General features: G+C 73.4%; 17 protein-coding genes. 9 read left to right on the top strand and 8 right to left on the bottom strand.

From position 1 onward, the window contains the following. Positions 1 to 81: 81 nt before the first annotated feature. The 3 genes from ACFV3R_RS04930 to ACFV3R_RS04920 form a co-directional block, all read right to left on the bottom strand. Positions 82 to 990 carry an aminoglycoside phosphotransferase family protein gene (locus ACFV3R_RS04930; protein WP_385575638.1) on the bottom strand — a complete coding sequence of 303 codons (909 nt, stop codon included), beginning with the start codon at positions 988 to 990 and terminating at the stop codon, positions 82 to 84. Between the two features lie 133 nt (positions 991 to 1,123). Then, positions 1,124 to 1,618 (bottom strand): ferritin-like domain-containing protein, encoded by a 495-nt coding sequence (locus ACFV3R_RS04925; RefSeq protein ID WP_385575635.1) that lies wholly within the window; start codon positions 1,616 to 1,618, stop codon positions 1,124 to 1,126. Next, a complete protein-coding gene (locus ACFV3R_RS04920; protein ID WP_385575632.1) occupies positions 1,618 to 2,130 on the bottom strand; it encodes a hypothetical protein in 513 nt (170 codons plus the stop codon). Before ACFV3R_RS04920 ends, ACFV3R_RS04925 begins: the two co-directional genes overlap by 1 nt. Before the next feature lie 168 nt (positions 2,131 to 2,298). On the opposite strand from ACFV3R_RS04920, the gene rimP reads away from it, so the two are divergent. The 8 genes from rimP to ACFV3R_RS04880 all read left to right on the top strand — a co-directional run bounded on the left by rimP (position 2,299) and on the right by ACFV3R_RS04880 (position 11,018). After that, on the top strand, positions 2,299 to 2,853 hold the full coding sequence (rimP, locus tag ACFV3R_RS04915; protein ID WP_385575629.1) for a ribosome maturation factor RimP: 555 nt from the start codon (positions 2,299 to 2,301) through the stop codon (positions 2,851 to 2,853). Between the two features lie 2 nt (positions 2,854 to 2,855). After that, positions 2,856 to 3,884 (top strand): transcription termination factor NusA, encoded by a 1,029-nt coding sequence (gene nusA, locus ACFV3R_RS04910; RefSeq protein WP_385575626.1) that lies wholly within the window; start codon positions 2,856 to 2,858, stop codon positions 3,882 to 3,884. 270 nt (positions 3,885 to 4,154) lie between these two features. Further along, the gene (locus tag ACFV3R_RS04905) at positions 4,155 to 4,493 is read left to right on the top strand and encodes a YlxR family protein (RefSeq protein ID WP_385575623.1); all 339 of its coding nucleotides are present in this window, start codon (positions 4,155 to 4,157) and stop codon (positions 4,491 to 4,493) included. A 93-nt stretch (positions 4,494 to 4,586) separates the two neighbouring features. Then, a complete protein-coding gene (gene infB, locus ACFV3R_RS04900; protein WP_385575620.1) occupies positions 4,587 to 7,679 on the top strand; it encodes a translation initiation factor IF-2 in 3,093 nt (1,030 codons plus the stop codon). 294 nt (positions 7,680 to 7,973) lie between these two features. Then, positions 7,974 to 8,267, top strand: a complete 294-nt coding sequence (locus ACFV3R_RS04895; protein WP_385575617.1) for a DUF503 domain-containing protein — start codon at positions 7,974 to 7,976, stop codon at positions 8,265 to 8,267. 192 nt (positions 8,268 to 8,459) lie between these two features. Beyond that, entirely contained in the window at positions 8,460 to 8,915 is a 456-nt protein-coding gene (gene rbfA / locus ACFV3R_RS04890) for a 30S ribosome-binding factor RbfA (RefSeq protein ID WP_385575614.1), read from the top strand. 87 nt (positions 8,916 to 9,002) lie between these two features. Then, the gene (gene truB, locus ACFV3R_RS04885; RefSeq protein ID WP_385575612.1) at positions 9,003 to 9,941 is read left to right on the top strand and encodes a tRNA pseudouridine(55) synthase TruB; all 939 of its coding nucleotides are present in this window, start codon (positions 9,003 to 9,005) and stop codon (positions 9,939 to 9,941) included. Positions 9,942 to 10,064: 123 nt separating this feature from the next. Beyond that, on the top strand, positions 10,065 to 11,018 hold the full coding sequence (locus tag ACFV3R_RS04880; RefSeq protein ID WP_385575610.1) for a bifunctional riboflavin kinase/FAD synthetase: 954 nt from the start codon (positions 10,065 to 10,067) through the stop codon (positions 11,016 to 11,018). A 25-nt stretch (positions 11,019 to 11,043) separates the two neighbouring features. On the opposite strand, the gene helR is transcribed toward ACFV3R_RS04880, so the two are convergent. From helR to eccE, 5 genes are all read right to left on the bottom strand, one after another. Then, positions 11,044 to 13,191: an RNA polymerase recycling motor ATPase HelR gene (helR, locus tag ACFV3R_RS04875; RefSeq protein ID WP_385575607.1), complete on the bottom strand. Its 2,148-nt coding sequence runs from the start codon at positions 13,189 to 13,191 to the stop codon at positions 11,044 to 11,046. 546 nt (positions 13,192 to 13,737) lie between these two features. Then, positions 13,738 to 14,292 carry a GNAT family N-acetyltransferase gene (locus ACFV3R_RS04870; RefSeq protein WP_385575604.1) on the bottom strand — a complete coding sequence of 185 codons (555 nt, stop codon included), beginning with the start codon at positions 14,290 to 14,292 and terminating at the stop codon, positions 13,738 to 13,740. A 264-nt stretch (positions 14,293 to 14,556) separates the two neighbouring features. Continuing rightward, on the bottom strand, positions 14,557 to 16,962 hold the full coding sequence (locus tag ACFV3R_RS04865) for an SCO5717 family growth-regulating ATPase (RefSeq protein ID WP_385575601.1): 2,406 nt from the start codon (positions 16,960 to 16,962) through the stop codon (positions 14,557 to 14,559). A gap of 603 nt (positions 16,963 to 17,565) precedes the next feature. Continuing rightward, positions 17,566 to 18,402, bottom strand: a complete 837-nt coding sequence (locus ACFV3R_RS04860) for a hypothetical protein (protein ID WP_385575598.1) — start codon at positions 18,400 to 18,402, stop codon at positions 17,566 to 17,568. Beyond that, complete coding sequence (gene eccE / locus ACFV3R_RS04855; protein ID WP_385575595.1) at positions 18,402 to 19,766, bottom strand: type VII secretion protein EccE; 1,365 nt, start codon at positions 19,764 to 19,766, stop codon at positions 18,402 to 18,404. Before eccE ends, ACFV3R_RS04860 begins: the two co-directional genes overlap by 1 nt. 215 nt (positions 19,767 to 19,981) lie before the next feature. Between eccE and eccB the strand changes: the two genes are divergently transcribed. Continuing rightward, the gene (gene eccB, locus ACFV3R_RS04850; protein WP_385575592.1) at positions 19,982 to 21,625 is read left to right on the top strand and encodes a type VII secretion protein EccB; all 1,644 of its coding nucleotides are present in this window, start codon (positions 19,982 to 19,984) and stop codon (positions 21,623 to 21,625) included. Positions 21,626 to 21,781 lie beyond the last annotated feature (156 nt).

Below are 21,781 nucleotides of genomic sequence, written 5' to 3'. Positions count from 1 at the left end.
CGGGCGCGAGGCGGGCCGCCCGGAGGCCTTCGGTGCGAACGGGACGGTCCGGGGCCCGGAGGGACAGGGCCCCGGCCCGCCTCAGAGCGCGCCGGCGAACTCCAGCAGCGCCTCGCCGCGCGGCACGTCGCCGCGCACCACCTCGCGCACCGCCTGGTGCACGGCGCGGAACAGCGTCCAGCCGCGCAGCCGGTCACGGTCGACGTCCAGCGCCTCGGCCAGCCGCGCCACACGCCGACGGGCGGCAGCGGCCACCCCGGAACCGGCCAGCAGGTCCTCGAACCGGTCCAGGGCCAGGGCCGCCAGGTCGTAGGCGTGCTCCCCGACCACCGGGTCGGGCCCCACCGCCAGCCACGGCACGCGCTCACCGGCCAGCACCTTCGCCTGCCGGAAGGCGCCGTGCAGCAGCGCCTCCTCGGGAGCGTCGGCGGCCAGCGCGCGCCGCAGGTCGGCGGCCTCGGAGAGCAGCGGGCCCGCCACCGGCAGCAGCGGGACGGCGGCGCCGATCTCGTCGATCTCCAGGTCGGTGCGGCCGGCCACCGTCTCCCACGGGTGCTCCGGCCCCGGCTCCACCCACAGCCGCCGCAGCGTGCCCGTCGCCTCCAGCACCGCCTTCGCCTCGGCCAGCGAACGCAGCGAGATCTCGCCGCGCAGCCGCTCCAGCAGCAGGGCGCCCTCCGGCACGTCCGCACGCAGCAGCCGCACCGACCCCCAGCCGTCCCACCGCTCCAGCGCCGCGGCCTCCCGCGCGGCACGACCGGGCAGCGGGAGGCGCAGCGTCGCCGGGGTGCCGTCCTCCTGCCGGACGTACACCACCAGGCTGCGCCGCCCACCCGGCTCCAGTACCCGCTCGGGCGTCAGGTGCCAGTCCTCCAGCCGGCGCGCGACCGTGGCGGGGAGTTCCTCCAGCCACTGGTGGACGACGGGCCGGGGGTCGCGGCGCACCGTGCCCACCAGTCGCTCGGGGGGTGTGAGGGGTGCGGTTGCCATGCCTGCGCCGTTCCTTCCGCGGTCACCTGTCGGTTCGTCGTCCTGCCGGCCGGCCCGTGCCGCGACCCGCCGACGGCCGGCCGGGCACCGTCGGCGCCGGTCGAGGGTCGCGGTGGACGGGCGGGCTGCCGGCTCACAGCGTTCCCGAGCCCGTCGTCGGCGAGGCAGAGGGTTCCCCGGGAGCCGACCGTTCACCCAGCCCCGGGAAGGCCGGGCCGCTGCCGCGCCAGCGCACCGCACGCACCGCCGAGTCCCGCAGCGCGGTCGCCGCCTCCCGGCGCCGGCCGTTGCCGCCGTCGCGCACCAGGTCGGCGTAGACCGCGGCGACCCGGTCCTCCAGTTCGGCGGCCAGCCGGACCGCGGCGGCGGCGTCGGGCACCGGGAACGGCAGGGCGTAGGCCGCCGCCGCCGCGCGGGGCGTGCCGCCGAGGTCGACGACCTGGCGGTGGAGGGCGTCCCGGCGGGCGCGGTGGGCGTCGTAGGCCTGCTGGGCCGCGGCCCGGCGGTCTCCCGTGACCCGGGCCCCGACGACGCCGTAGCCGTAGACGGCGGCGTGCTCGGCCTCCAGCGCGGCCTGGACCGCCTCGATCTCGGCGGTGGGCGCGCCGCCTTCCGCGGGTGCCGGCATCAGTCGTCCTCTCCGAGCAGGAAGGCGTGGGCCGCACCGGCGCCGGCGAGCGAGGCCAGCAGCCGGGCGAGGGTGGGGGAGGCCTCCAGGAGGGCGCCGGCGCGGGAGTCGGCCGTGCGCCGCTCGCCGTCCGCCAGCGCGGCGCGGGCGGCCTTCTCCTCCCCGGGCACCTCGGGGGCGGCCGCCCGCCCGCCGCCCGAGGAGGGGGAGGGGCCGCCCGCGGCCGGCGAGGACTCGGAGGTGCTCAGCGCCGCCAGGTGCCGGGCGACCTGGACCCGCAGCGGGGTAAGCCGCTCCCGCAGGGCGGGGTGGGCGGCGATCGTCGCGTCGTAGCGGGTGAGCAGGGCGCGGCCCTCCTGCGCGGCCTTGGTGCGCAGCCGGGAGTCGGTGGCGGCCTGGCGGCGCGCCTTCCTTGCCGAGGTGTCGGAGCAGCCCGTGACGAGCAGGGCCGCCACCCCCAGGGCGGCCCCGGAGGCCAGGGTGGTTCTGCGGGTGAGGGGCAGGTTCGGCACGGTCCTCTTCCTCAAGAGTTCGAACCGGAAATGGTCGCAAGTGATCAATCTCAGGCGAGCGTATCCGCGACCGGACACCGAATCGTCAGTACCCCGCCGCTACCGATAGGCTTTGCACCTGACACGCGACCATCCCACAACAGCACACGCGGCCGAGGAGTCACCCGGATGAGCACCACCCAGAGCGAGAGGCTGCGCGGGTTGCTCGACCCGCTGGTCGCCGCCCGCGACCTCGATCTCGAAGAGGTGGAGGTGACTCCCGCCGGCAAGCGCCGGGTGCTGCGGGTCGTGGTCGACTCCGACGAGGGCGTCCAGCTGGACGAGTGCGCGGCCCTGAGCCGGGAGATCTCCCAGGTGCTCGACGAGTCCGACGCCATGGGCGAGACGCCCTACACCCTTGAGGTGACCTCCCCCGGAGCCGACCGGCCGCTGACCGAGCCGCGGCACTACCGCCGCGCCGTCGGCCGGCTGATGCGGGCCCACCTGCACGAGGGCGGGGAACTGGTCGCACGTATCACCGAGGTCGACGACGAAGGTGTCGACGTCGAGGTGCCGGGGGTCAAGGGCCGCAGGCCCACCCCGCGCCGCCTCGGTTTCCCCGAGATCGCCAAGGCGCGCGTGGAGATCGAGTTCAACCGCAAGCAGCAGGACAGAGCCCACAACGACGACGGCTCCGCGGCCCGTGACGCCCGGCAGCACGACGAGGGTCAGAAGGAGGCGTAGCCGTGGACATCGACATGAGTGCCCTGCGGGGTCTGGTGAGGGAGAAGGAGATCTCCTTCGACCTGCTGGTCGAGGCGATCGAGTCGGCCCTCCTCATCGCGTACCACCGCACCGAGGGCAGCCGCCGCCGCGCACGCGTGGAGCTGGACCGCAAGACCGGCCACGTGACGGTCTGGGCGAAGGAGGAGCCCGAGGAGCTCCCCGAGACCGAGGGTGGGGAGCGGCGCCCCGAGCCCCGCGAGTTCGACGACACGCCCTCCGGTTTCGGCCGCATTGCCGCCACCACCGCCAAGCAGGTCATCCTGCAGCGGCTGCGCGACGCGGAGGAGGAGGTCACCTTCGGCGAGTACGCGGGCCGCGAGGGCGACGTCGTCACCGGCGTCGTGCAGCAGGGCAAGGACCCGAAGAACGTCCTGGTCGACATCGGCCGCTTGGAGGCCATCCTGCCGGTGCAGGAGCAGGTCCCGGGTGAGAAGTACACCCACGGCACCCGCCTGCGCAGCTACGTGGTGCGCGTCGCCAAGGGCGTCCGAGGCCCCTCGGTGACCCTCTCGCGGACCCACCCGAACCTGGTGAAGAAGCTCTTCGCCCTGGAGGTCCCGGAGATCGCCGACGGCTCGGTGGAGATCTCCGCCGTCGCCCGCGAGGCCGGCCACCGCACCAAGATCGCGGTGCGCTCCACGCGCTCCGGCCTCAACGCCAAGGGCGCCTGCATCGGCCCGATGGGCGGCCGGGTGCGCAACGTGATGGCGGAGCTGAACGGCGAGAAGATCGACATCGTCGACTGGTCCGACGAGCCCGCCGAGCTGGTGGCCAACGCCCTCTCGCCGGCTCGGGTGAACAAGGTGGAGGTCGTCGACCTCGCCGCCCGGTCCGCCCGGGTCACCGTCCCCGACTACCAGCTCTCGCTCGCCATCGGCAAGGAGGGGCAGAACGCCCGCCTCGCCGCCCGGCTCACCGGCTGGCGCATCGACATCCGCCCCGACACCGAGCAGGGCGACGCCGAGCAGGGCGACGCCGACCAGGGCTGACGGCCGCCGCAGGGCGGGTGGCGCGAACCGCCCGCCCCGCGTGGCGCACCGGAACACTGCGTGACGGGACCGTCGTCCCGCGGTCACAACCGGTGACGGCGTGCCCGCGCCCCGGCGCGGAGCAGGGGCTGTCCGTGGTGACGAACCCGCCACGGTGCGGCGTCGCCGAGGTGACGGCCGGGAAACCCCGGTGACCACCAGGAATTCTGTACAGCCGTTCGCGCATTACCCCATAGAGGTGAGAGCGGCGCGGGGAGGTAGACTTAATCCGTGTCTGGCCGGACGCATGCCCGCGCATGCCCAGAGCGCACCTGTGTGGGGTGCCGGGAGCGAGCGGCCAAGGGCGACTTGCTGCGCATTGTGGTGATCGAGGGTGCGTGCACCCCCGACCCGCGCGGTACGCTGCCCGGCCGGGGTGCCTACGTGCACCCCACGCAGACCTGTCTCGACCTGGCGATCCGTCGCCGGGCGTTCCCCAGGGCCTATCGAGACCGGGGACCGTTCGACACGACGGCCCTGAGCCGGTACGTCGGGACGGTCGACCCCCAGGCGACACAGCACGACGCACGGAACCCCGTGCGGTCAGGTACCTCGCGAGTTCGGAAGTAGGTCGAGATTGCGATGAGCACTCGATGAGTACGCGATGAGTACGCCCATGAAGTAGCGACGGTCCGGTAGCACCCCGGACCTAGAAGGAGCGAAGTGGCTAAGGTCCGGGTATACGAACTCGCCAAGGAGTTCGGAGTCGAGAGCAAGGTCGTCATGGCCAAGCTCCAAGAACTTGGCGAATTCGTCCGTTCGGCGTCCTCGACGATCGAGGCGCCGGTGGTACGCAAGCTGACGGACGCGTTCCAGGCGGGCAGCGGCAACGGTGGCCGTTCCGCCAAGCCCTCGGCGCCGCGCAAGGCGCCGTCCCCCGGTTCCGCCGCGCCCAAGCGCGACAGCGGTTCCACCCCCTCGCCGTCGGCCGCAGCGCCGTCGGCCCGTCCGGCTGCTCCCAAGCCGGGCGCCCCCAAGCCGGGTCCGGCCGCCCCCGCGGCGCCGTCGACCCCCGAGAGCACCCCCGCGAGCCCCGCACCGGGCCCGCGTCCCACCCCTGCGCGCCCCGGCCCCAAGCCGGCTCCGGCGGCCCCCGCGCAGCCCGAGTTCCAGGCCCCCGCGGCGCCTGCGGCGTCCTCCGGCCAGGCGACGCCCCCGGCCCCGTCCGGCCCCAAGCCGGGTGCCACGCCCGGTCCGCGCCCCGGCGCCCGTCCGGGCCCGCAGAGCGGTCAGGGCGGTCAGGGCCGCGGCGGCAACGCCCCGCGCCCCGGCCAGAACGCCCCCCGTCCCGGCGCCCGCCCCGGCGGCCCGCGTCCGGGCAACAACCCCTTCAGCACCGGCGGTTCGACCGGCATGGGCCGCCCGCAGGCGCCCCGTCCCGGTGGCGCCCCGCGTCCCGGTGGCCCCGGCCAGGGCGGCGGCCCGCGTCCGCAGGGCGGCGCCCAGGGCGGTCCCCGTCCCCAGGCTCCCGGCGGCAACCGTCCAAGCCCGGCGGGTATGCCCCGGCCGCAGGCTCCCGCCCAGGGCGGCGCGGCTGGCCCGCGTCCCGGCGGCGGTAACCGTCCGAACCCGGGCATGATGCCGCAGCGTCCGGCTGCCGGCCCGCGTCCCGGCCCCGGTGGCCGCGGTCCCGCGGGTGGCGGTCGTCCGGGCGGCGGCGGTCGTCCCGGTGGCGGCGGCGGCTTCGCCGGCCGTCCCGGTGGTGGCGGCGGTCGTCCCGGTGGCGGCGGCGGCTTCGCCGGTCGTCCCGGTGGTGGCGGCGGCTTCGGCGGCGGCGGTGGCCGTCCCGGCTTCGGCGGTCGTCCCGGCGGCCCCGGTGGCCGTGGTGGCACGCAGGGCGCCTTCGGTCGTCCCGGCGGTCCCGCGCGTCGCGGTCGCAAGTCCAAGCGGCAGCGTCGCCAGGAGTACGAGGCGATGCAGGCACCGTCCATCGGCGGTGTGATGCTGCCTCGCGGCAACGGCCAGACGGTCCGGCTGTCGCGCGGTGCCTCCCTCACGGACTTCGCGGAGAAGATCAACGCCAACCCGGCGTCGCTGGTCCAGGTGATGTTCAACCTGGGCGAGATGGTCACCGCGACCCAGTCCGTCTCCGACGAGACCCTCCAGCTCCTCGCCGACGAGATGAACTACGTCGTCGAGGTCGTCAGCCCGGAGGAGGAGGACCGCGAGCTGCTCGAGTCCTTCGACATCGAGTTCGGCGAGAACGAGGGCGGCGAAGAGGCGCTCATGGCGCGTCCGCCGGTCGTGACCGTCATGGGTCACGTCGACCACGGCAAGACGCGCCTGCTGGACGCGATCCGCAAGACCAACGTGGTCGCGGGCGAGGCCGGCGGCATCACCCAGCACATCGGTGCCTACCAGGTCGCGACCGAGGTCAACGACGAGGAGCGTCGGATCACCTTCATCGACACCCCGGGTCACGAGGCGTTCACCGCCATGCGTGCCCGTGGTGCGAAGTCGACCGACATCGCGATCCTCGTCGTCGCCGCCAACGACGGCGTCATGCCGCAGACGGTGGAGGCGCTGAACCACGCCAAGGCGGCCGACGTGCCGATCGTCGTCGCGGTCAACAAGATCGACGTCGAGGGTGCCGACCCGACCAAGGTCCGCGGTCAGCTGACCGAGTACGGCCTGGTGGCCGAGGAGTACGGCGGCGACACCATGTTCGTCGACATCTCCGCCCGCCAGGGCCAGAACATCGAGGCGCTGCTGGAGGCCGTGGTCCTCACCGCGGACGCCTCCCTGGACCTGCGCGCCAACCCGGAGCAGGACGCCCAGGGCATCGCGATCGAGGCCCACCTCGACCGCGGCCGCGGCGCCGTGGCGACCGTGCTGGTCCAGCGCGGCACCCTGCGGGTCGGCGACACGATGGTCGTGGGCGACGCCTACGGCCGCGTGCGGGCCATGCTCGACGACACGGGCGCCAACGTGGAGGAGGCGGGTCCCTCGACCCCGGTCCTCGTCCTCGGTCTGACCAACGTGCCCGGCGCGGGTGACAACTTCCTCGTCGTCGACGAGGACCGCACCGCCCGCCAGATCGCCGAGAAGCGCGCGGCGCGTGAGCGCAACGCCGCCTTCGCCAAGCGCACCCGCAGGGTCTCCCTGGAGGACCTGGACAAGGTGCTCAAGGCCGGCGAGGTCCAGCAGCTCAACCTCATCATCAAGGGCGACGCGTCCGGTTCGGTGGAGGCCCTGGAGTCCTCCCTGCTCCAGCTCGACGTCGGCGAAGAGGTCGACCTGCGCATCCTGCACCGCGGTGTGGGTGCGGTCACCGAGACCGACATCGACCTGGCGACCGGTTCCGACGCCATCGTCATCGGCTTCAACGTCCGCGCCGAGGGGCGCGCGACGCAGATGGCCGAGCGCGAGGGCGTGGACGTCCGCTACTACTCGGTCATCTACCAGGTGATCGAGGAGATCGAGGCGGCGCTGAAGGGCATGCTCAAGCCGGAGTACGAGGAGGTCGAGCTCGGCACCGCGGAGATCCGCGAGGTCTTCCGCTCGTCCAAGCTCGGCAACATCGCCGGTGTCCTCATCCGCTCGGGCGAGGTCAAGCGCAACACCAAGGCACGCCTGCTGCGCGACGGCAAGGTCGTGGCGGAGAACCTCAACATCGAGGGTCTGCGCCGCTTCAAGGACGACGTCACCGAGATCCGCGAGGGCTTCGAGGGCGGTATCAACCTCGGCAGCTACAACGACATCAAGGTCGACGACGTCATCGCGACGTACGAGATGCGCGAGAAGCCGCGAGGCTGACCACCCCGGTCGGTCGGTCCGGTCGCCCGCCTGGTGCGGGCGGCCGGGCACCGCGCAGCGATCCGTCCGGGGCCGGTCGCCGGAGCGCTCCCGCCCGCCCCTCGGGGCGGCGGGAAAACTCCGTCGATCGGCCCCGGCCGTTGCGTGTAGGTTCACTGTCGAGCCTGCGTTCGCCCACCGGTCCGGTGTGCGGACGACATCCGGGGTCCCTCCTCGGGCGTGCCGGGCCCACGGGCCCGTGGCGACCGGGGCAGGACCCTCTAGTGCCCCCCGGGTGGCCTTACCCGATCTTCCATGTACGTAGGGACGCTGTCCTTCGACCTGCTCCTCGGCGACGTCCACTCGCTGAAGGAGAAGCGCTCCGTCGTCCGTCCGATCGTCGCCGAGCTCCAGCGCAAGCACGGGGTGAGCGCGGCCGAGGTCGGCGACCAGGACCTCCACCGCAGGGCCCGGCTGGGTCTGGCGATGGTCTCCGGCGATACGGGGCACCTGAGTGACGTACTGGACCGCTGCGAACGCATGGTCGCCGCGCGTCCGGAAGTGGATCTGCTGTCCGTACGGCGGCGGATCCACGGCGACGACGACTGACGCCGCCGCCCGTGCCCGCCGGGGCGGACGGTGCCCCCCCCCGAGGGCGCCCCACCGCCCCCGGCGGCGCGAGGACCGTGCCCCGGCACGGTCCGGCAGGGCAGCCGGGACCGGCGGCCCACGCCGGCCGACGGCCACGGGCCGGGCGGCCGGTGGCACAACCGAGGAAAGAACACGAAGGAGACGTATCCAGTGGCCGACAATGCGCGGGCGAAGCGGCTGGCCGACCTCATCAGGGAGGTGGTCGCGAGCAAGCTCCAGCGCGGTGTCAAGGACCCGCGGCTCGGCACGCACGTCACCATCACCGACACCAGGGTGACCGGTGACCTGCGGGAAGCGACGATCTTCTACACCGTCTACGGCGACGACGAGGACCGCCGGAACGCCGCCGCGGGCCTGGAGAGCGCCAAGGGCATCCTGCGCTCCGAGGTCGGCCGGGCGGCCGGGACCAAGTTCACCCCGACCCTCGCCTTCGTCCCCGACGCCCTGCCGGAGAACGCCCGCACCATCGAGGACCTCCTCGACGCGGCACGCGCCTCCGACGCCAAGGTGCGGGAGGCGTCCTCCGGCGCCACGTTCGCCGGCGAGGCGGACCCGTACCGCAAGCCGGGCGAGGACCAGGACGCCGACGACACCGAAGAGCACTGACGAAGGCCTGAACGCGGACGCCGCCCCGCCCGGGACGGCGTCCGCCCACGTCGCCCAGCAGACCCCACACAAGGACCCCACCACCGCATGAAGCGCAGGAACACCGGGCCGGACGGCCTGGTCATCGTCGACAAGCCGGCCGGCTTCACCTCGCACGACGTCGTCGCCAAGCTGCGCGGCATGGCCCGCACCCGACGCGTCGGCCACGCCGGCACGCTCGACCCGATGGCCACCGGCGTCCTCGTCATCGGGGTGGAACGGGCCACCAAGCTCCTCGGGCACCTCGCCCTCACCGAGAAGGAGTACGTCGGCACCGTCCGGCTCGGCCAGTCCAGCCTGACCGACGACGCCCAGGGCGAGATCACCGCGACCACCCCCGCCCACGGCCTGGACCGGGCGGCGGTCGACGCCGGTGTCGCCAAGCTGACCGGCGCCATCCAGCAGGTTCCCTCGCAGGTCAGCGCCATCAAGATCAACGGGGTGCGGTCCTACAAGCGGGTCCGTGACGGCGAGAGCGTGGAGATCCCCGCCCGGCCCGTCACCGTCTCCTCCTTCCAGGTCCACTCCGTCCACGAGACCGAGACCGACGAGGGCAGCCCGGTCACGGACCTGCTGGTCTCCGTCGTCTGCTCGTCGGGAACCTACATCCGCGCACTCGCCCGCGACCTCGGCGCCGACCTCGGCGTCGGCGGCCACCTCACCGCGCTGCGCCGCACCAGGGTCGGCCCCTACCGGCTCGACCAGGCCCGCACCCTGGAACAGCTCCAGGAGCGGGTGGACGACGCAGAGGGCGACGGCCTGCCCGTCATGCCGCTCGCGGAGGCCGCCGGCGCGGCGTTCACCCGCTGGGACGTCAGCGCCCAGGAGGTCCGCCTCCTCAGCAACGGCGTCCGGGTCCCGCTGCCGCCCGCAGCCCGCCGCAACCCCGGCACCCCCATCGCCGCCTTCGCCCCCGACGGGACGTTCCTGGCGCTGGTGGAGGACCGCGCGGGCCGGGCGAGGAGCCTGGCGGTGTTCACCGGGTGAGGCCGGGGCCCGCACTGCGGTGGGCCGGGGCCGCTACGTGGCCCACGGCACCACGTGGCAGGCTTAGGAACGGCACACAGGCGCGCCAGTAGTGGCGACGGACATCGGCGAGGAGCGGGCACAGTGCAGCGCTGGCGAGGACTGGAAGAGATCCCCGAGGGCTGGGGACGCAGCGTCGTCACCATCGGCTCGTTCGACGGCGTCCACCGCGGTCACCAGGTCATCATCGGACGGGCGGTGGCCCGCGCCCGCGAACTGGGCGTGCCCGCCGTCCTCGTCACCTTCGACCCGCACCCCAGCGAGGTCGTGCGCCCCGGCAGCCACCCGCCGCTGCTGGCCCCGCACCACCGCCGCGCCGAACTGGCGGCCGACCTCGGCGTCGACGCGGTGCTGATCCTGCCGTTCACCAAGGAGTTCTCCCAGCTCCAGCCGGCCGAGTTCGTCGCCAGGGTGCTCGCCGACCGGCTGCACGCCGCAGTCGTCGTCGAGGGACCCAACTTCCGGTTCGGCCACAAGGCCGCCGGCGACGTGGGCACCCTGGCCGAACTGGGCGAGCAGCACGGCTTCACGGTCGAGGTCGTCGACCGCTTCGAGCGCGGCACCGTCGGCGAGGGCCGGCCGTACTCCTCCACCCTGGTCCGCCGGCTGGTCGCCGAGGGCGACGTGGCAGGCGCGGCCGAGGTGCTCGGCCGGCCGCACCGCGTGGAGGGCGTCGTGGTGCGCGGGGCCCAGCGGGGCCGCGAGCTGGGCTACCCGACGGCCAACGTCGAGACGCTGCCCTACAGCGCCGTCCCCGCCGACGGGGTCTACGCCGGCTGGCTGCACGCCCAGGACGAGGCCATGCCGGCGGCCATCTCCGTCGGCACCAACCCCCAGTTCGACGGCACCGCCCGCACCGTCGAGGCCTACGCCATCGACCGGGTCGGACTGGACCTCTACGGCCTGCACGTCGCCGTGGACTTCGTCGCCTTCCTGCGCGGACAGGAACGCTTCGACACCCTCGAAGGCCTGCTGGAGCGCATGGCGATCGACGTGAAGCAGGCCCGGGAACTGGTGACGCCGGCTACCCGGGGCTGAACGCGGGCCCGCGCCCCGGGCGTCCTCAGGAACGTGTGAGGACGACGAGTTCCCGGGTCGCCCGGGTCATCGCCACGTAGCGGTCCACCGCCCCCGCCACGCCCTCGCCGAACGCCTCCGGGTCGACGAGGACGACCAGGTCGAACTCGAGGCCCTTGGCCAGCTCCGGGCTCAGCGACCGGACGCGGTCCCTCGCCCGGAACGTCGGGTCGCCGATGACGCAGGCGATCCCGTCGGGGTGCGCGGCGAGCCAGGTGTCGAGCACCGCGTCCCGGTCGGCGACCGTACCGTGGACGACCCGGTGGCCGCTGCTGCGCACCGAGGTCGGCACGTTGGCGTCCGGGAGCGCGGCCCGGATGGCGGGCTCGGCCTCGGCCATGACCTCTTCCGGCGTCCGGTAGTTGATGCTCAGGGAGGCCACCTCGATCCGGCCGAGCCCGACCCGCTCCAGCCGTTCCCGCCACGACTCGGTGAACCCGTGCCTGGCCTGGGCCCGGTCCCCGACGACGGTGAAGCTCCGGGACGGGCAGCGCAGCAACAGCATCTGCCATTCGGCGTCGGTCAGTTCCTGCGCCTCGTCGACGACGACGTGCGCGAACGGGCCGGCGAGGCGGTCCGGGTCGGTACGGGGCAGCGCGGACTCGTCGACCAGGCTGTCCTGCAGGTCCTTGCCGCGCAGCATCGTCACCGCACCCTCCCCGTCGGTGTCGGCGGCGAGGATGTCGCTGATGACGTCGGCCATGCGCGCGCGTTCGGTGGCCACGGCGGCGGCGTGGCGGCGCTTGCGCCGGGCCACCGCCGGGTCGCCGAGCCGTTGCCGTGCCGCGTCCAGCAGCGGAAGGTCGGACACCGTCCAGGCCTGGGCGTCGGCGCGCTGGAGCCTGCGCACCTCGTCCCGGCTGAGCCAGGGAGCGCACAGCCGCAGGTAGGCGGGCACCGTCCACAGGTCCGAGACGAGGTCGGTCGCCCCCAGCATCGGCCATGCCCGGTGGAGGGTCCCGACCAGTTCCGTGTCGTGCAGCAGCGCCCTGCGGAACTGCTCGGGCGGGATGTCGCCGTCGTGTTTGTCCCGCAGGATGGTGAGCAGTTCCTCCCAGATCTCCTCGCGTGCCTCGTTGTGCGAGGTGCCGGGGTCCGGTGCGTCGAAGGCCTCCGCCCAGTCCTCGGCGCTCAACCACACGTCCGCCCACGGGGTCGAGACCGTCATCCCCTCGGTGGGCGGCTCCTCGTAGATGCTGACCGCCTTCTCGATCGCCTTCACCATGCCGGCGGACGACTTCAGGCCGGCCACGTACGCGTCCGCCTCGGGCACCGCGTCGGCCCCTTCGGCCACGAGGTCCCGCAGGGTGCAGGTCTGCACGCCCTCCTCGCCCAGGCTGGGAAGGACGTCGGCGACGTAGGCCAGGTAGGGCTGGTGCGGACCGACGAACAGCACGCCGCCCCGCCGGTGGCCGAGACGCGGGTCGGAGTAGAGGAGGTAGGCCGAGCGGTGCAGGGCCACGACGGTCTTCCCCGTGCCCGGACCACCGTCGACCACGAGCGCGCCGCGGGATCCGGCCCGGACGATGGCGTCCTGGTCGGCCTGGAGGGTGGTGAGCACGTCCCGCATCCGCTCCGATCGGGTACTGCCCAGACTGGCGATGAAGGCGGACTGGTCGTCGAGCGCGGCGTGCCCCTGGAGGCCGTCCGCGGTGAACACCTCGTCCCAGTAGTCGCTGATCCGGCCGCCGGTCCAGCGGTACCGCCGGCGGCTCGCCAGGCCCATCGCGTTCGCGTGGGTCGCGGCGAAGAACGGCTCGGCAGCGGGGGAGCGCCAGTCGAGCAGCAGCCGCCTGCCTGCGCTGTCGGTGAGGCCGAGACGCCCGATGTACACCGGCTCGGGGTCGTCCGCACGGACGAGGTGTCCGAGACAGAGGTCCAGCCCGTAGCGGCGTAGGGCGTGCAGCCTGCCGGTCAGCCGGCGGACCTCCGTGTCCCGCTCCATCGCCGCCCGCCCGACGCCACCGGGCGCCCTGCGTTCGGCGTCGAGCTGGTCGGAGAGTTCGGCGATCGCCGACTCCAGGCTCTCCGCGACGGCCGCGAAGTGCCGTTCGTCGGCAGCGATCAGTGCCGGATCGGCTTTGGGGGAGAGGCGCTCGGGGAGGTCGAACGCACTGGTGGTCATAGAGGTCATGTCACCGGCTCCGCTCTGCGGGCACGCACGCCCAGCCTGCCGGCGCGCACACCCGCACCCTCGGAGCGGAGCCCGGCCGCCCGCCGTCGCCGCATCTTTCCTGAACCGACAACACCGCACACACTTCGTGAACCACCCGTTTCCGCAGCTTCTGGTCTCGGCGAGCGATTGTGCAGCAGTAAGGGGGCCTTGCCGCAAGGCCCCCTTACTGCTATACGTTGAGAGTGGAAGGGAGTGGGTAGTCCTCCTTTTCCGTTTCCCTCGCTGTCCGCCCTCCACGGGATCTGCGGACGACCACCCTGTATTCGGGGCTTGCGCGGGCGGCACGCCGCCGGCAGGGACCCCGGGCGCTTAGGGGTCCTTGCAATATGCCCGCCCGGGCCGCGTGGTCTGGGCACCGCACCTCGCGGCGTTGCCGAAAAGCCCTGGTAGCTCCGCTACGAGAACTCTCCGGCGCCTTGCGATGCACGGCACCAGACCACGCGACCTCATCGGACGCTCATATGGCAAGGACCCCTTAGCGGCGGGTGCGGGTGCGCGCGGGGTTCAGCCTTCGCCCCGGCCCAGCCGGTAGGTCACGCAGTGCCGCAGCGGCCCCGGGGCCACGCTCAGGTCCTGGAAGTCGTCGGCCGGGTCGTGCGTCATGCCGATGCGGCGCATCACCGCCCGGGACCGCAGGTTGGTGGCGGTGGTCACCGCCAGGATCTCGGGCAGCCCCAGGGTGGTGAAGCCGAACTCCACGGCGGCCAGGGCGGCTTCGGTCGCGTACCCGTTCCCCCATGCGGACCGCGCGAGGCGCCAGCCCGTCTCCACGCCGGTGAACGGGGTGTCCTGCGCCGGGGCCAGCCCGGCCACCCCGATGAACTCCCCGGTGGCGACGGCCTCCAGCGCCCACCATCCCCAGCCCCGGCGCTCGATGTCCGCCTGCCAGCGGTGCGCGGCGGCGTCGCTGCGCTCGCGGGTGAGGACGTCGGGGAAGTACCGGCGGACCACGGGGTCGGCGTTCAGGGCCGCCAGGGGAGCGAGATCGCTCTCCCGCCACTCCCGCAGCAGGAGGCGGTCGCTCCTCAGCCCTGGATGTCCTCGTCTCGGCTCTGGCACGGCGTCAGCGTAGCGCCGTCGGGCCGGGTGGCGCCGTGCCCGATCGTCGGCTCACGCCCGTGCAGGGCCGCACCGCTCAGCCCGGCGCAGTGCAGCCCACTGCCGTCGACCGCTCAGCCGTCGGGTCCGCCCGGGCCGGTTGCCGGCCGGCGCAGGTGACCGAGGGGCCGGGACCGCGACGGGCCGAGGGCCCCGGCGCGCTGCTGCACACCGGGGCCCTCGGCCCGTCGTCTCTCCACCCGGCACTCCGGCCGTGCCGCCGGCTCACTGCGGCGGCGGCCCCTGCTGCCATCCCGGCGGCGGACCGGGCTGGGCCGGTGCGTCCGGTGCGGGCTGCTGCCAGGTGGCAGGCGGCTGCTGCGGCGCCCCCTGCTGGGTCCAGCCGCCCTGCTGCGGCGGGACGGCGGGCTGGCCCTGCTGCGGGTAGCCCTGCTGCGGCTGCTGCGGTGCCTCCTGCCCCGGGTACTGCTGGCCCTGCGGCATCATCTGCTGGTTGGGGTCGACCCACCCGCCCTGGCCCTGCTGCGTCCTGGGGAAGTCCTCGGCCACCATCGCCGAGAGGTTGAAGTACGCCTCCCGGGTCTTGGGCCGCATCATGTCCAGGTCGACCTCTGCGCCGGCGGCCAGGTGCTCGTCGAAGGGCACCACGACCACGCCGCGGCACCTCGTCTCGAAGTGGGCCACGATGTCCTCGACGCGGATCATCTTGCCCGTCTCCCGCACCCCGGAGATGACGGTGATGCTGCGCTGCACCAGGTCCGCGTAACCGTGCGCCGAGAGCCAGTCCAGCGTGGTGCTGGCGCTGCTGGCACCGTCCACCGAGGGCGTGGAGATGATGATGAGCTGGTCGGCGAGGTCCAGGACGCCGCGCATGGCGCTGTACAGCAGGCCCGTGCCGGAGTCGGTGAGGATGATCGGGTACTGCCGGCCCAGCACGTCGATGGCGCGGCGGTAGTCCTCGTCGTTGAACGTGGTGGAGACGGCCGGGTCCACGTCGTTGGCGAGGATCTCCAGCCCGGACGGCGCCTGCGAGGTGAACCGGCGGATGTCCATGTAGCTGTGCAGGTGCGGGATGTTCTGCACCAGGTCGCGGATGGTCGCCCCCGTCTCACGGCGGACCCGTCGGCCCAGGGTGCCCGCGTCGGGGTTGGCGTCGATCGCGAGGATCTTGTCCTGCCGCTCCAGCGCGAGCGTCGCGCCGAGGGAGGTCGTGGTGGTCGTCTTGCCGACGCCGCCCTTCAGGCTGATCACCGCGATGCGGTAGCAGGACATCACCGGCGTGCGGATGAGCTGGAGCTTCTGCTGCCGCTCCTGCTCCTCCTTCTTCGCGCCGAACTTCAGCCGTGAGGGCTGGGCGTTGGCACCCGGCTTGCGCTTCTTGGGCTCCTTGCGCAGCAGCCGCTCGGAGGTCAGCTCGACCGAGGCGTTGAAGCCCAACGGCGCACCCGGCGCCGCACGCTGCTGCTGGCCGGGGGCGTAGGAGTAGTTGGCGACCCGCGGGTCCACCGGCTGCTGGGGCTGACCCTGCTGCGGCATCTGCTGCTGCGGCACCTGCTGTTGCGGGGCCTGCTGCTGGGGCGCCTGCTGCTGGGGGTACTGCTGGTTCGGCTGCTGGGGGTACTGCTGGGCCTGCTGCGGCGGGTACCCCTGCTGCTGGGGCCCCTGCACCTGCGGGTAGCCGTAGGCGGGCTGACCCTGCGGAACGGCCGGGCCGGCCTGCTGCGGGTAGCCGTAGCCCCCCTGCTGCGGATAGCCGTAGCCGGACTGAGCCGCCACCTGGCCCTGCTGCTGGGGCTGGGGCTGGGCGTAGCCGGAGTGCGGCATCTGCTGCTGGGGCTGCTGGGGTTGTTGCGGCTGCTGCTGCGGTCCGGGCTGTCCGGGGAAGCCCTGCTGGGGGGCGCCCTGCTGAGGGACGGCCTGCTGGGGGACGCCCTGAGCGGGCATCTGCCCCTGCTGTACAGCCTGTTGGGCAACCTGCTGTGCGGCCTGCTGCGGGTCGGCGGCCTGGTACTCCGGCGGCAGCGGAGGCACTGCTCCACCGGCGGCCGCCTCGCCCCCCTGCGCAGCCCAGGGCGTGCCCTGCTGCGGCGGGGTGGGACCCGCCACCGGGGCGCCCTGCGGCGGCGCCTCGGCCGCGGCGGCTGCCGGCTGGCCACCGGCCGCCTCAGCGCCCTGGGCAGGCGCTCCCTGAGCGGGCGTGCCCTGGGCGGCGGGGGGCTGCTGCGCGGGCACCTCCGCGGGGGCCGCGGCCGGCGACTCGTCGTCGTCCCACAGCCCTGCGGTGGGGTCGTCGTTCCCCGCGCGCACGCGCGGCCCCTCGGCGGCAGGCGCCTCCTGAGGGGTTGGTGCCGCAGGGGCGGCAGCCGGGGCGCCCTGCCCCTGCTCCTGGCCCTCAGGCCGCAGCATCGGGAAGCCGGGCGCGGCGGCCTGGGCGGCCTCCGGGCCGGGTGGCGCCGCCACCGGTGGCCCCTGCGGTGGGGCCTGGGAGGGCGGCGACTGCGGTGTCGGGGCCGGCGGCGGGGTGGGTGCCGGGGCCGGTGCGGCAGAACCGCTCTGGTCCGCGTACCAGGCGGGCGCCGCGAAGTCGATCTTGAATTCGCCCGTGAGGTCGAACTCCGACGCCTCGTCGTCCTGCTCGTCGTCCGGGTGGAATGCGCCCTGCTCGTTCACTGTGCCTCCTGGTGTAGTGAAACGCACCTGAACGGCATGACCGGAAACAGGCGGATCCATCGGATGTCGGAACACACCGCCTCGTGTCGCGCCAACACCTACCGTCTCCATTCCCCGTATCGGCAGCAGTCGCGTGTGCTCCCGTTCAGCTCTTACTACAGCCTAATCAAGAGATGGCGACCAACGGCAGCCGATGCCCCGCCGTTCCGGCCCCCTCCCGGAGCGGACGCGGAGGGCGGCAGCCCGAAAGGGATGAAACGGTCGCGGAGACCGCCCGGTCGGCTGTGGCGCGACGTTGACGGCGGGTGAGGAGAATACACCGGTCCGCCGCACCTCATGCGGCCGGACCAGGCCCCTCGCTGCGACGGCCGTCCCCGCCCGGCAACCCGGCTCGCGCCGTTCGCCGCAGGCCGGGAGCCGGACGCGGACCCGCGCCGCACACCCCTGCGAGAACCGTCACACGGGTCCACCCGCAACCCTCACGCGACAAGGCACCACACCCCGCGTCCCCCGCCCCCGTCCGCCTCCGTGGGCGGACCGGACACGACGCGGCCCCGGCGCCAGACGCGGCGGCACCGGGGCCGAGGCCGGGAGGGCGGAGGGTCAGTCCATCCGTCGCGGCCCGCCGAGCAGTTGCGTCTCGGCGTCCGTCGGCGTCGTCATCACGAACTGGTGGTTGTCGCTGGTGCACCAGAGCATGGCGTTGTCCGACAGTGTCGGCAGCACCTGGCCCACCTGCTGCGGCAGCCGCAGCACACGGGTGACGACCTCGGCCTCCTCCGGCGACAACCGCTGCAGGCCGACGAGGTCGGCGCGGCCCAGCATCTGCGGGGAGCGCGGCCCGAGGAAGGGCAGCAGGGTCAGCACCGACTGCCAGGGGCTGGGGGCCAGCTGGTTGCGGGGCGGCCGGGCGCCGCAGTCGCGGACCACCAGCACCGGGCTGGAGACCGACGGGCCCTGCGGCGCGATCTGGCGCACGTCGTGCACCGTCACGCACTGCTGACCGCCGCCCGCGGACTGCGCCATCTGCCCCCAGGCCGGCGGCCGGGCCGTCTCCACGGCGACGCGCGCCCCGGTGGCGACCGTGCGCAGCGCCAGCACCTGCGCCATCCACATGCTGCCGACCAGGACCACCTCGAACGGCCTCGGACGCAGCAGGCTCAGCACCGCCGGCTGGCTCTGCGGGTCGATCCCGATGACCACACCGTCGTCACCGACGGAGAGACCCAGCGAGGGCAGGGACTCGGGCGGCAGGACGTGCGGGTGGCGCCGGGGCCCCCGCAGCCCGTACCCCGGCTCCGGGCGCGGCCCCTCCGGTTCGGCGGGCCGCTCGTCGGGACGGGGCTGGTGCGAGGGGCGCTGCACCCCGCCGGCGACGGGGGCGGGCGCGCTGCGCCAGCTGTTGCCGCTGCTGCGCGGCTGGTAGGTGGGGGTGGCCATCAGCGGGTACCTCCGAGGGGGAGCGTGGCCAGCAGACCGGGGAGCTGCTCGCGGTCCAGGCGCACCAGGTCCAGCTTGAGCCCGCCCGACCGGCGTGACAACTCGGCGTGCGCCGCGTTCAGTTCGTTCTCACTTCGGGTCGACACCCGTACGTACCCGGTGATGGCGGGGTTGCGGCCACCGCTGTGCGTCGCGGTCAGCGAGAACGTGCTCGCCATGGCCGGGGTGCTCGTCAGCATCTGCGTGATGCCGCCCAGCGGCGCGCCGCCGTTGCCCAGCTGCGGCCACTTGCTGATCCAGTAGGTGGAGTGCCAGCGGTCGTCACACCGCATCGCGCGGATCGTCTCCTGGGTGCGCCGCGCGGCCCGGCCCTCCCGGCCCATCGCCACGCTCGCGGCCCGCGGGCTGGCGCAGACCGCGGTGCCCAGCGCCGCCACGACCTCGCGCTCCTCCAGCACCCGGGCCCGCAGCCCCTGGGCGTCCAGCCGGCTGACGAGCTGGTCCGCCGCGCGCAGCAGCGACCGCTGCGCACCGCCCAGACCGCCGCCACGCGCCTCGATGGCCTCCGAGCAGAGCTCCGGGTCGAGCTTGAGCGCGATCCAGGTGAGCTGGACCGCCGGAGTCTGCGCCTGCGCCTGCAGCGGCGCGTAACTGCGCGCCGCGATGGCCTGTTCGGGCAGGTGCGGTGCCGGAGCGGGCTGGGAGTACTGCACGAACTGGACGGACTCCAGGTGGATGTCCTCGATGTCCAGCGCGGTGTGCAGCAGGTTCAGCGGCAGCGGGCGGCTGCCGCGGTGCGGGCGCAGCGGCTCGTCCCGCGCGTCGACCTGCACGATCGCGGTCATGAAGGTGCCGTCGCCCACGAAGCCGACGGCGCGCCCGTCGTTGCCCGTGTAGTGGTGCGTGCGCAGCGCCGGCTCGCACTCCACGATGGGGGCGAGGGCCGGGTCGGCGGCGAGCGCCCGTGCCCCGCCGGTGCGCTTGCCCCGGCGCTTCATCTCCCGGACGGTCGTCATCCACTCCGCCAGCGGCACCCGCCGGCGACGGCCGAGGGCGAAGAAGACCAGAACGATGCCGATGACCGCGCCCACCACGAGACCGACGGCCTTGAAGAAGGCACCACCCAGCAGCGCCAGCGCGACTGCGACCTCGATGAGCGCCAGTTGCTGCACCCGGATTCCGCCGATGCTGCCGGCCTGTGTGCGCAGCCTGGGCACGGTGGGGCCCGAGGGTGCCTGTCGCCCGGCGTCACCGGGCCCGGGAGCGCCGCCCGGACCCTGCCCGCCCGCGTATCCTCCGCCCACCGGCGGTCGTTGCTGCTGGTGCCGCCCGTTGCGGCGTCGAGCCCTGGTGGCGTTGGACATCCCCCGGCCTGCTCCTCTGCTGATATCGGGCCTCACCGCACCGAATTCCCCACCGAATCTCCACAACCCCGGTGCGGGGTGCGGAGCTGGTGCGGCGGAAGGTGGCACCCGTACGGTACGGGTCGATCGACACACGGCATAGTAGAGGGCCCGACGCCGGTAGTGCCCGGGGGCGGTCCACGGTCGAGATCCAACAGCGGGGAGAGAAAGCGACAATGGCATCACGTCGGGACGAGCTGAACGCGTATTCGTTCGCGCGGAAACGGACGACCGCCGCGTTCCTGAAGCCGCTGCCGAACGGGTCGATAGAGAGCGTGCCGCGTCCGCTCCGCACCATCCTTCCCAGCGTCGTCGTCGGCGCGCTGGTCATGGTCGGCTTCGGCGCCTGCGGCATCCTCAAGCCGGTCGCGCCGCAGGGGTGGGACGAGGTCGGCGGCAACGTCCTGGTCGGCAGTGACTCGACGACCCGGTACGTGGTGCTGGACGACGGGGAGAAGGACGGCAAGAAGACGAAGCTGCTCCACCCCGTCCTCAACCTGGCCTCCGCCAAGCTCCTCCTCGACCCGGACAAGTACCAGGTGGTCCAGGTCAAGGAGTCCGAGCTCGACGGCAAGCTGCCGCACGGCCCCGCCGTCGGCATCCCCTACGCCCCCGACCGCCTCCCCACCGCGGACCAGGCGAAGACGCCCAAGAGCTGGGCCGTGTGCGACCGACCGGGCAGCGGGACCAACAGCGCGCCGCAGCAGGCGGTCTTCGTGCTCGGGGGGAACGACAAGAAGAAGGTCGAGGGGGACGGGAAGGTCGACAGCAACCAGGTGCTGTACGTCCAGGACCCCGAAGGCAGGTACTGGATCGTGGACAGCACGGGCATCGCCATGCAGCTGACGGGGGACGCCGCGAGCGCCCGCCAGGCTGCCGCCGGTGGCGACGTCGACGAGAAGTCCGTGGACACCCTGCGCAGTGTCCTCTTCGGCCAGGCCGACCCGCAGCAGGTGACCGACGACTGGATGAAGACGGTCAACAAGAGCCCGGTCTCGATCTACCTGCCGGTGATCCCGGGCGCAGGTCAGCCCAGCGACAACCCGGGCAAGCTCGAGGCCGCCAACTCCAAGATCGGCCAGGTCCTGGTCTCCAACGGTGAGTACTACGTGATGATGAAGGACGGGGCCTACACCACCACCGCCTTCGTCGCCAAGCTCCTGGAGGATGGACCCAACGGCCGCGCGGTCACCAACAGCAGCAAGCCGATGGAGGCCAAGGAGGTCACCGCCGACAGCGTCCCCACGGTGCCGGGGGTCGGGACGAAGGACAACAAGGACTTCCTCGAGAAGTACCAGGGCGACATCACCATGCCCTGGCCGAGCAGTGTCGTCAGCATCGCGAACAAGACCAGGACGCAGGCCTACGGCGAATCCAAGGGGCAGGTGTCCTGCGCCGTCTACAGCGGCAAGGACCAGAAGTTCGGCACCGACGTGGGCAAGCTGCTGGGCAGCAGCTCCGGTTCGGTCCCGATGATGACGACGTGGACCGGCGACGAGTACCCGGCCGACATCCCCGACGGCGAGTCGACCTACGTGACGCCGGGCGAAGGACTGCTGTACCGCGAGACGCAGGGCAACGACAAGGGCGGCGGCTCGCTCTGGCTCGTCACGGACACCGGCCTGCGCTACTCGGTGCCGGTGAACAACGACAGCCAGGACAAGGCGGGCAGCGACAAGCAGGAGCAGAACCAGGCACAGGTCCGGCTCGGCTACAAGAACGTCACGCACCCCGCGAACATCTCGAAGGCCTGGTCGGACCTTCTGCCCAAGGGGCCGGCCCTCGACCAGACCAGCGCCAGGAAGACGCAGTCCTCCTGACCGCCGGTACGCTGCCGCACATCGGTTGAGGGGTCCTCCCTCGCCATCGGGGCGGAGGGCCGGACGCCAGTCGTCCGGCCCTCCGCCGTTTCGGTCCGGTGCGGGACCGAGCAGCGGCAGGAATCTCCACCACACCCTCACGGATCCGCACGCCAC

Source organism: Streptomyces sp. NPDC059740, assembly GCF_042733155.1.
GTDB lineage: Bacteria > Actinomycetota > Actinomycetes > Streptomycetales > Streptomycetaceae > Streptomyces.
The sequence above is the reverse complement of the archived record's forward strand: the minus strand, read 5'-3'. Positions and strand labels throughout refer to the sequence as shown.

What these genes read in the sequence shown, in the direction of transcription:
- ACFV3R_RS04860 (WP_385575598.1), bottom strand. Translation starts at nt 18,402, where the DNA reads ATGGCCACCCCCACCTACCAGCCGCGCAGCAGCGGCAACAGCTGGCGC.
- helR (WP_385575607.1), bottom strand. Translation starts at nt 13,191, where the DNA reads ATGACCTCTATGACCACCAGTGCGTTCGACCTCCCCGAGCGCCTCTCC.
- truB (WP_385575612.1), top strand. Translation starts at nt 9,003, where the DNA reads ATGAAGCGCAGGAACACCGGGCCGGACGGCCTGGTCATCGTCGACAAG.
- ACFV3R_RS04895 (WP_385575617.1), top strand. Translation starts at nt 7,974, where the DNA reads ATGTACGTAGGGACGCTGTCCTTCGACCTGCTCCTCGGCGACGTCCAC.
- ACFV3R_RS04925 (WP_385575635.1), bottom strand. Translation starts at nt 1,618, where the DNA reads ATGCCGGCACCCGCGGAAGGCGGCGCGCCCACCGCCGAGATCGAGGCG.
- eccE (WP_385575595.1), bottom strand. Translation starts at nt 19,766, where the DNA reads ATGTCCAACGCCACCAGGGCTCGACGCCGCAACGGGCGGCACCAGCAG.
- ACFV3R_RS04930 (WP_385575638.1), bottom strand. Translation starts at nt 990, where the DNA reads ATGGCAACCGCACCCCTCACACCCCCCGAGCGACTGGTGGGCACGGTG.
- rimP (WP_385575629.1), top strand. Translation starts at nt 2,299, where the DNA reads ATGAGCACCACCCAGAGCGAGAGGCTGCGCGGGTTGCTCGACCCGCTG.
- eccB (WP_385575592.1), top strand. Translation starts at nt 19,982, where the DNA reads ATGGCATCACGTCGGGACGAGCTGAACGCGTATTCGTTCGCGCGGAAA.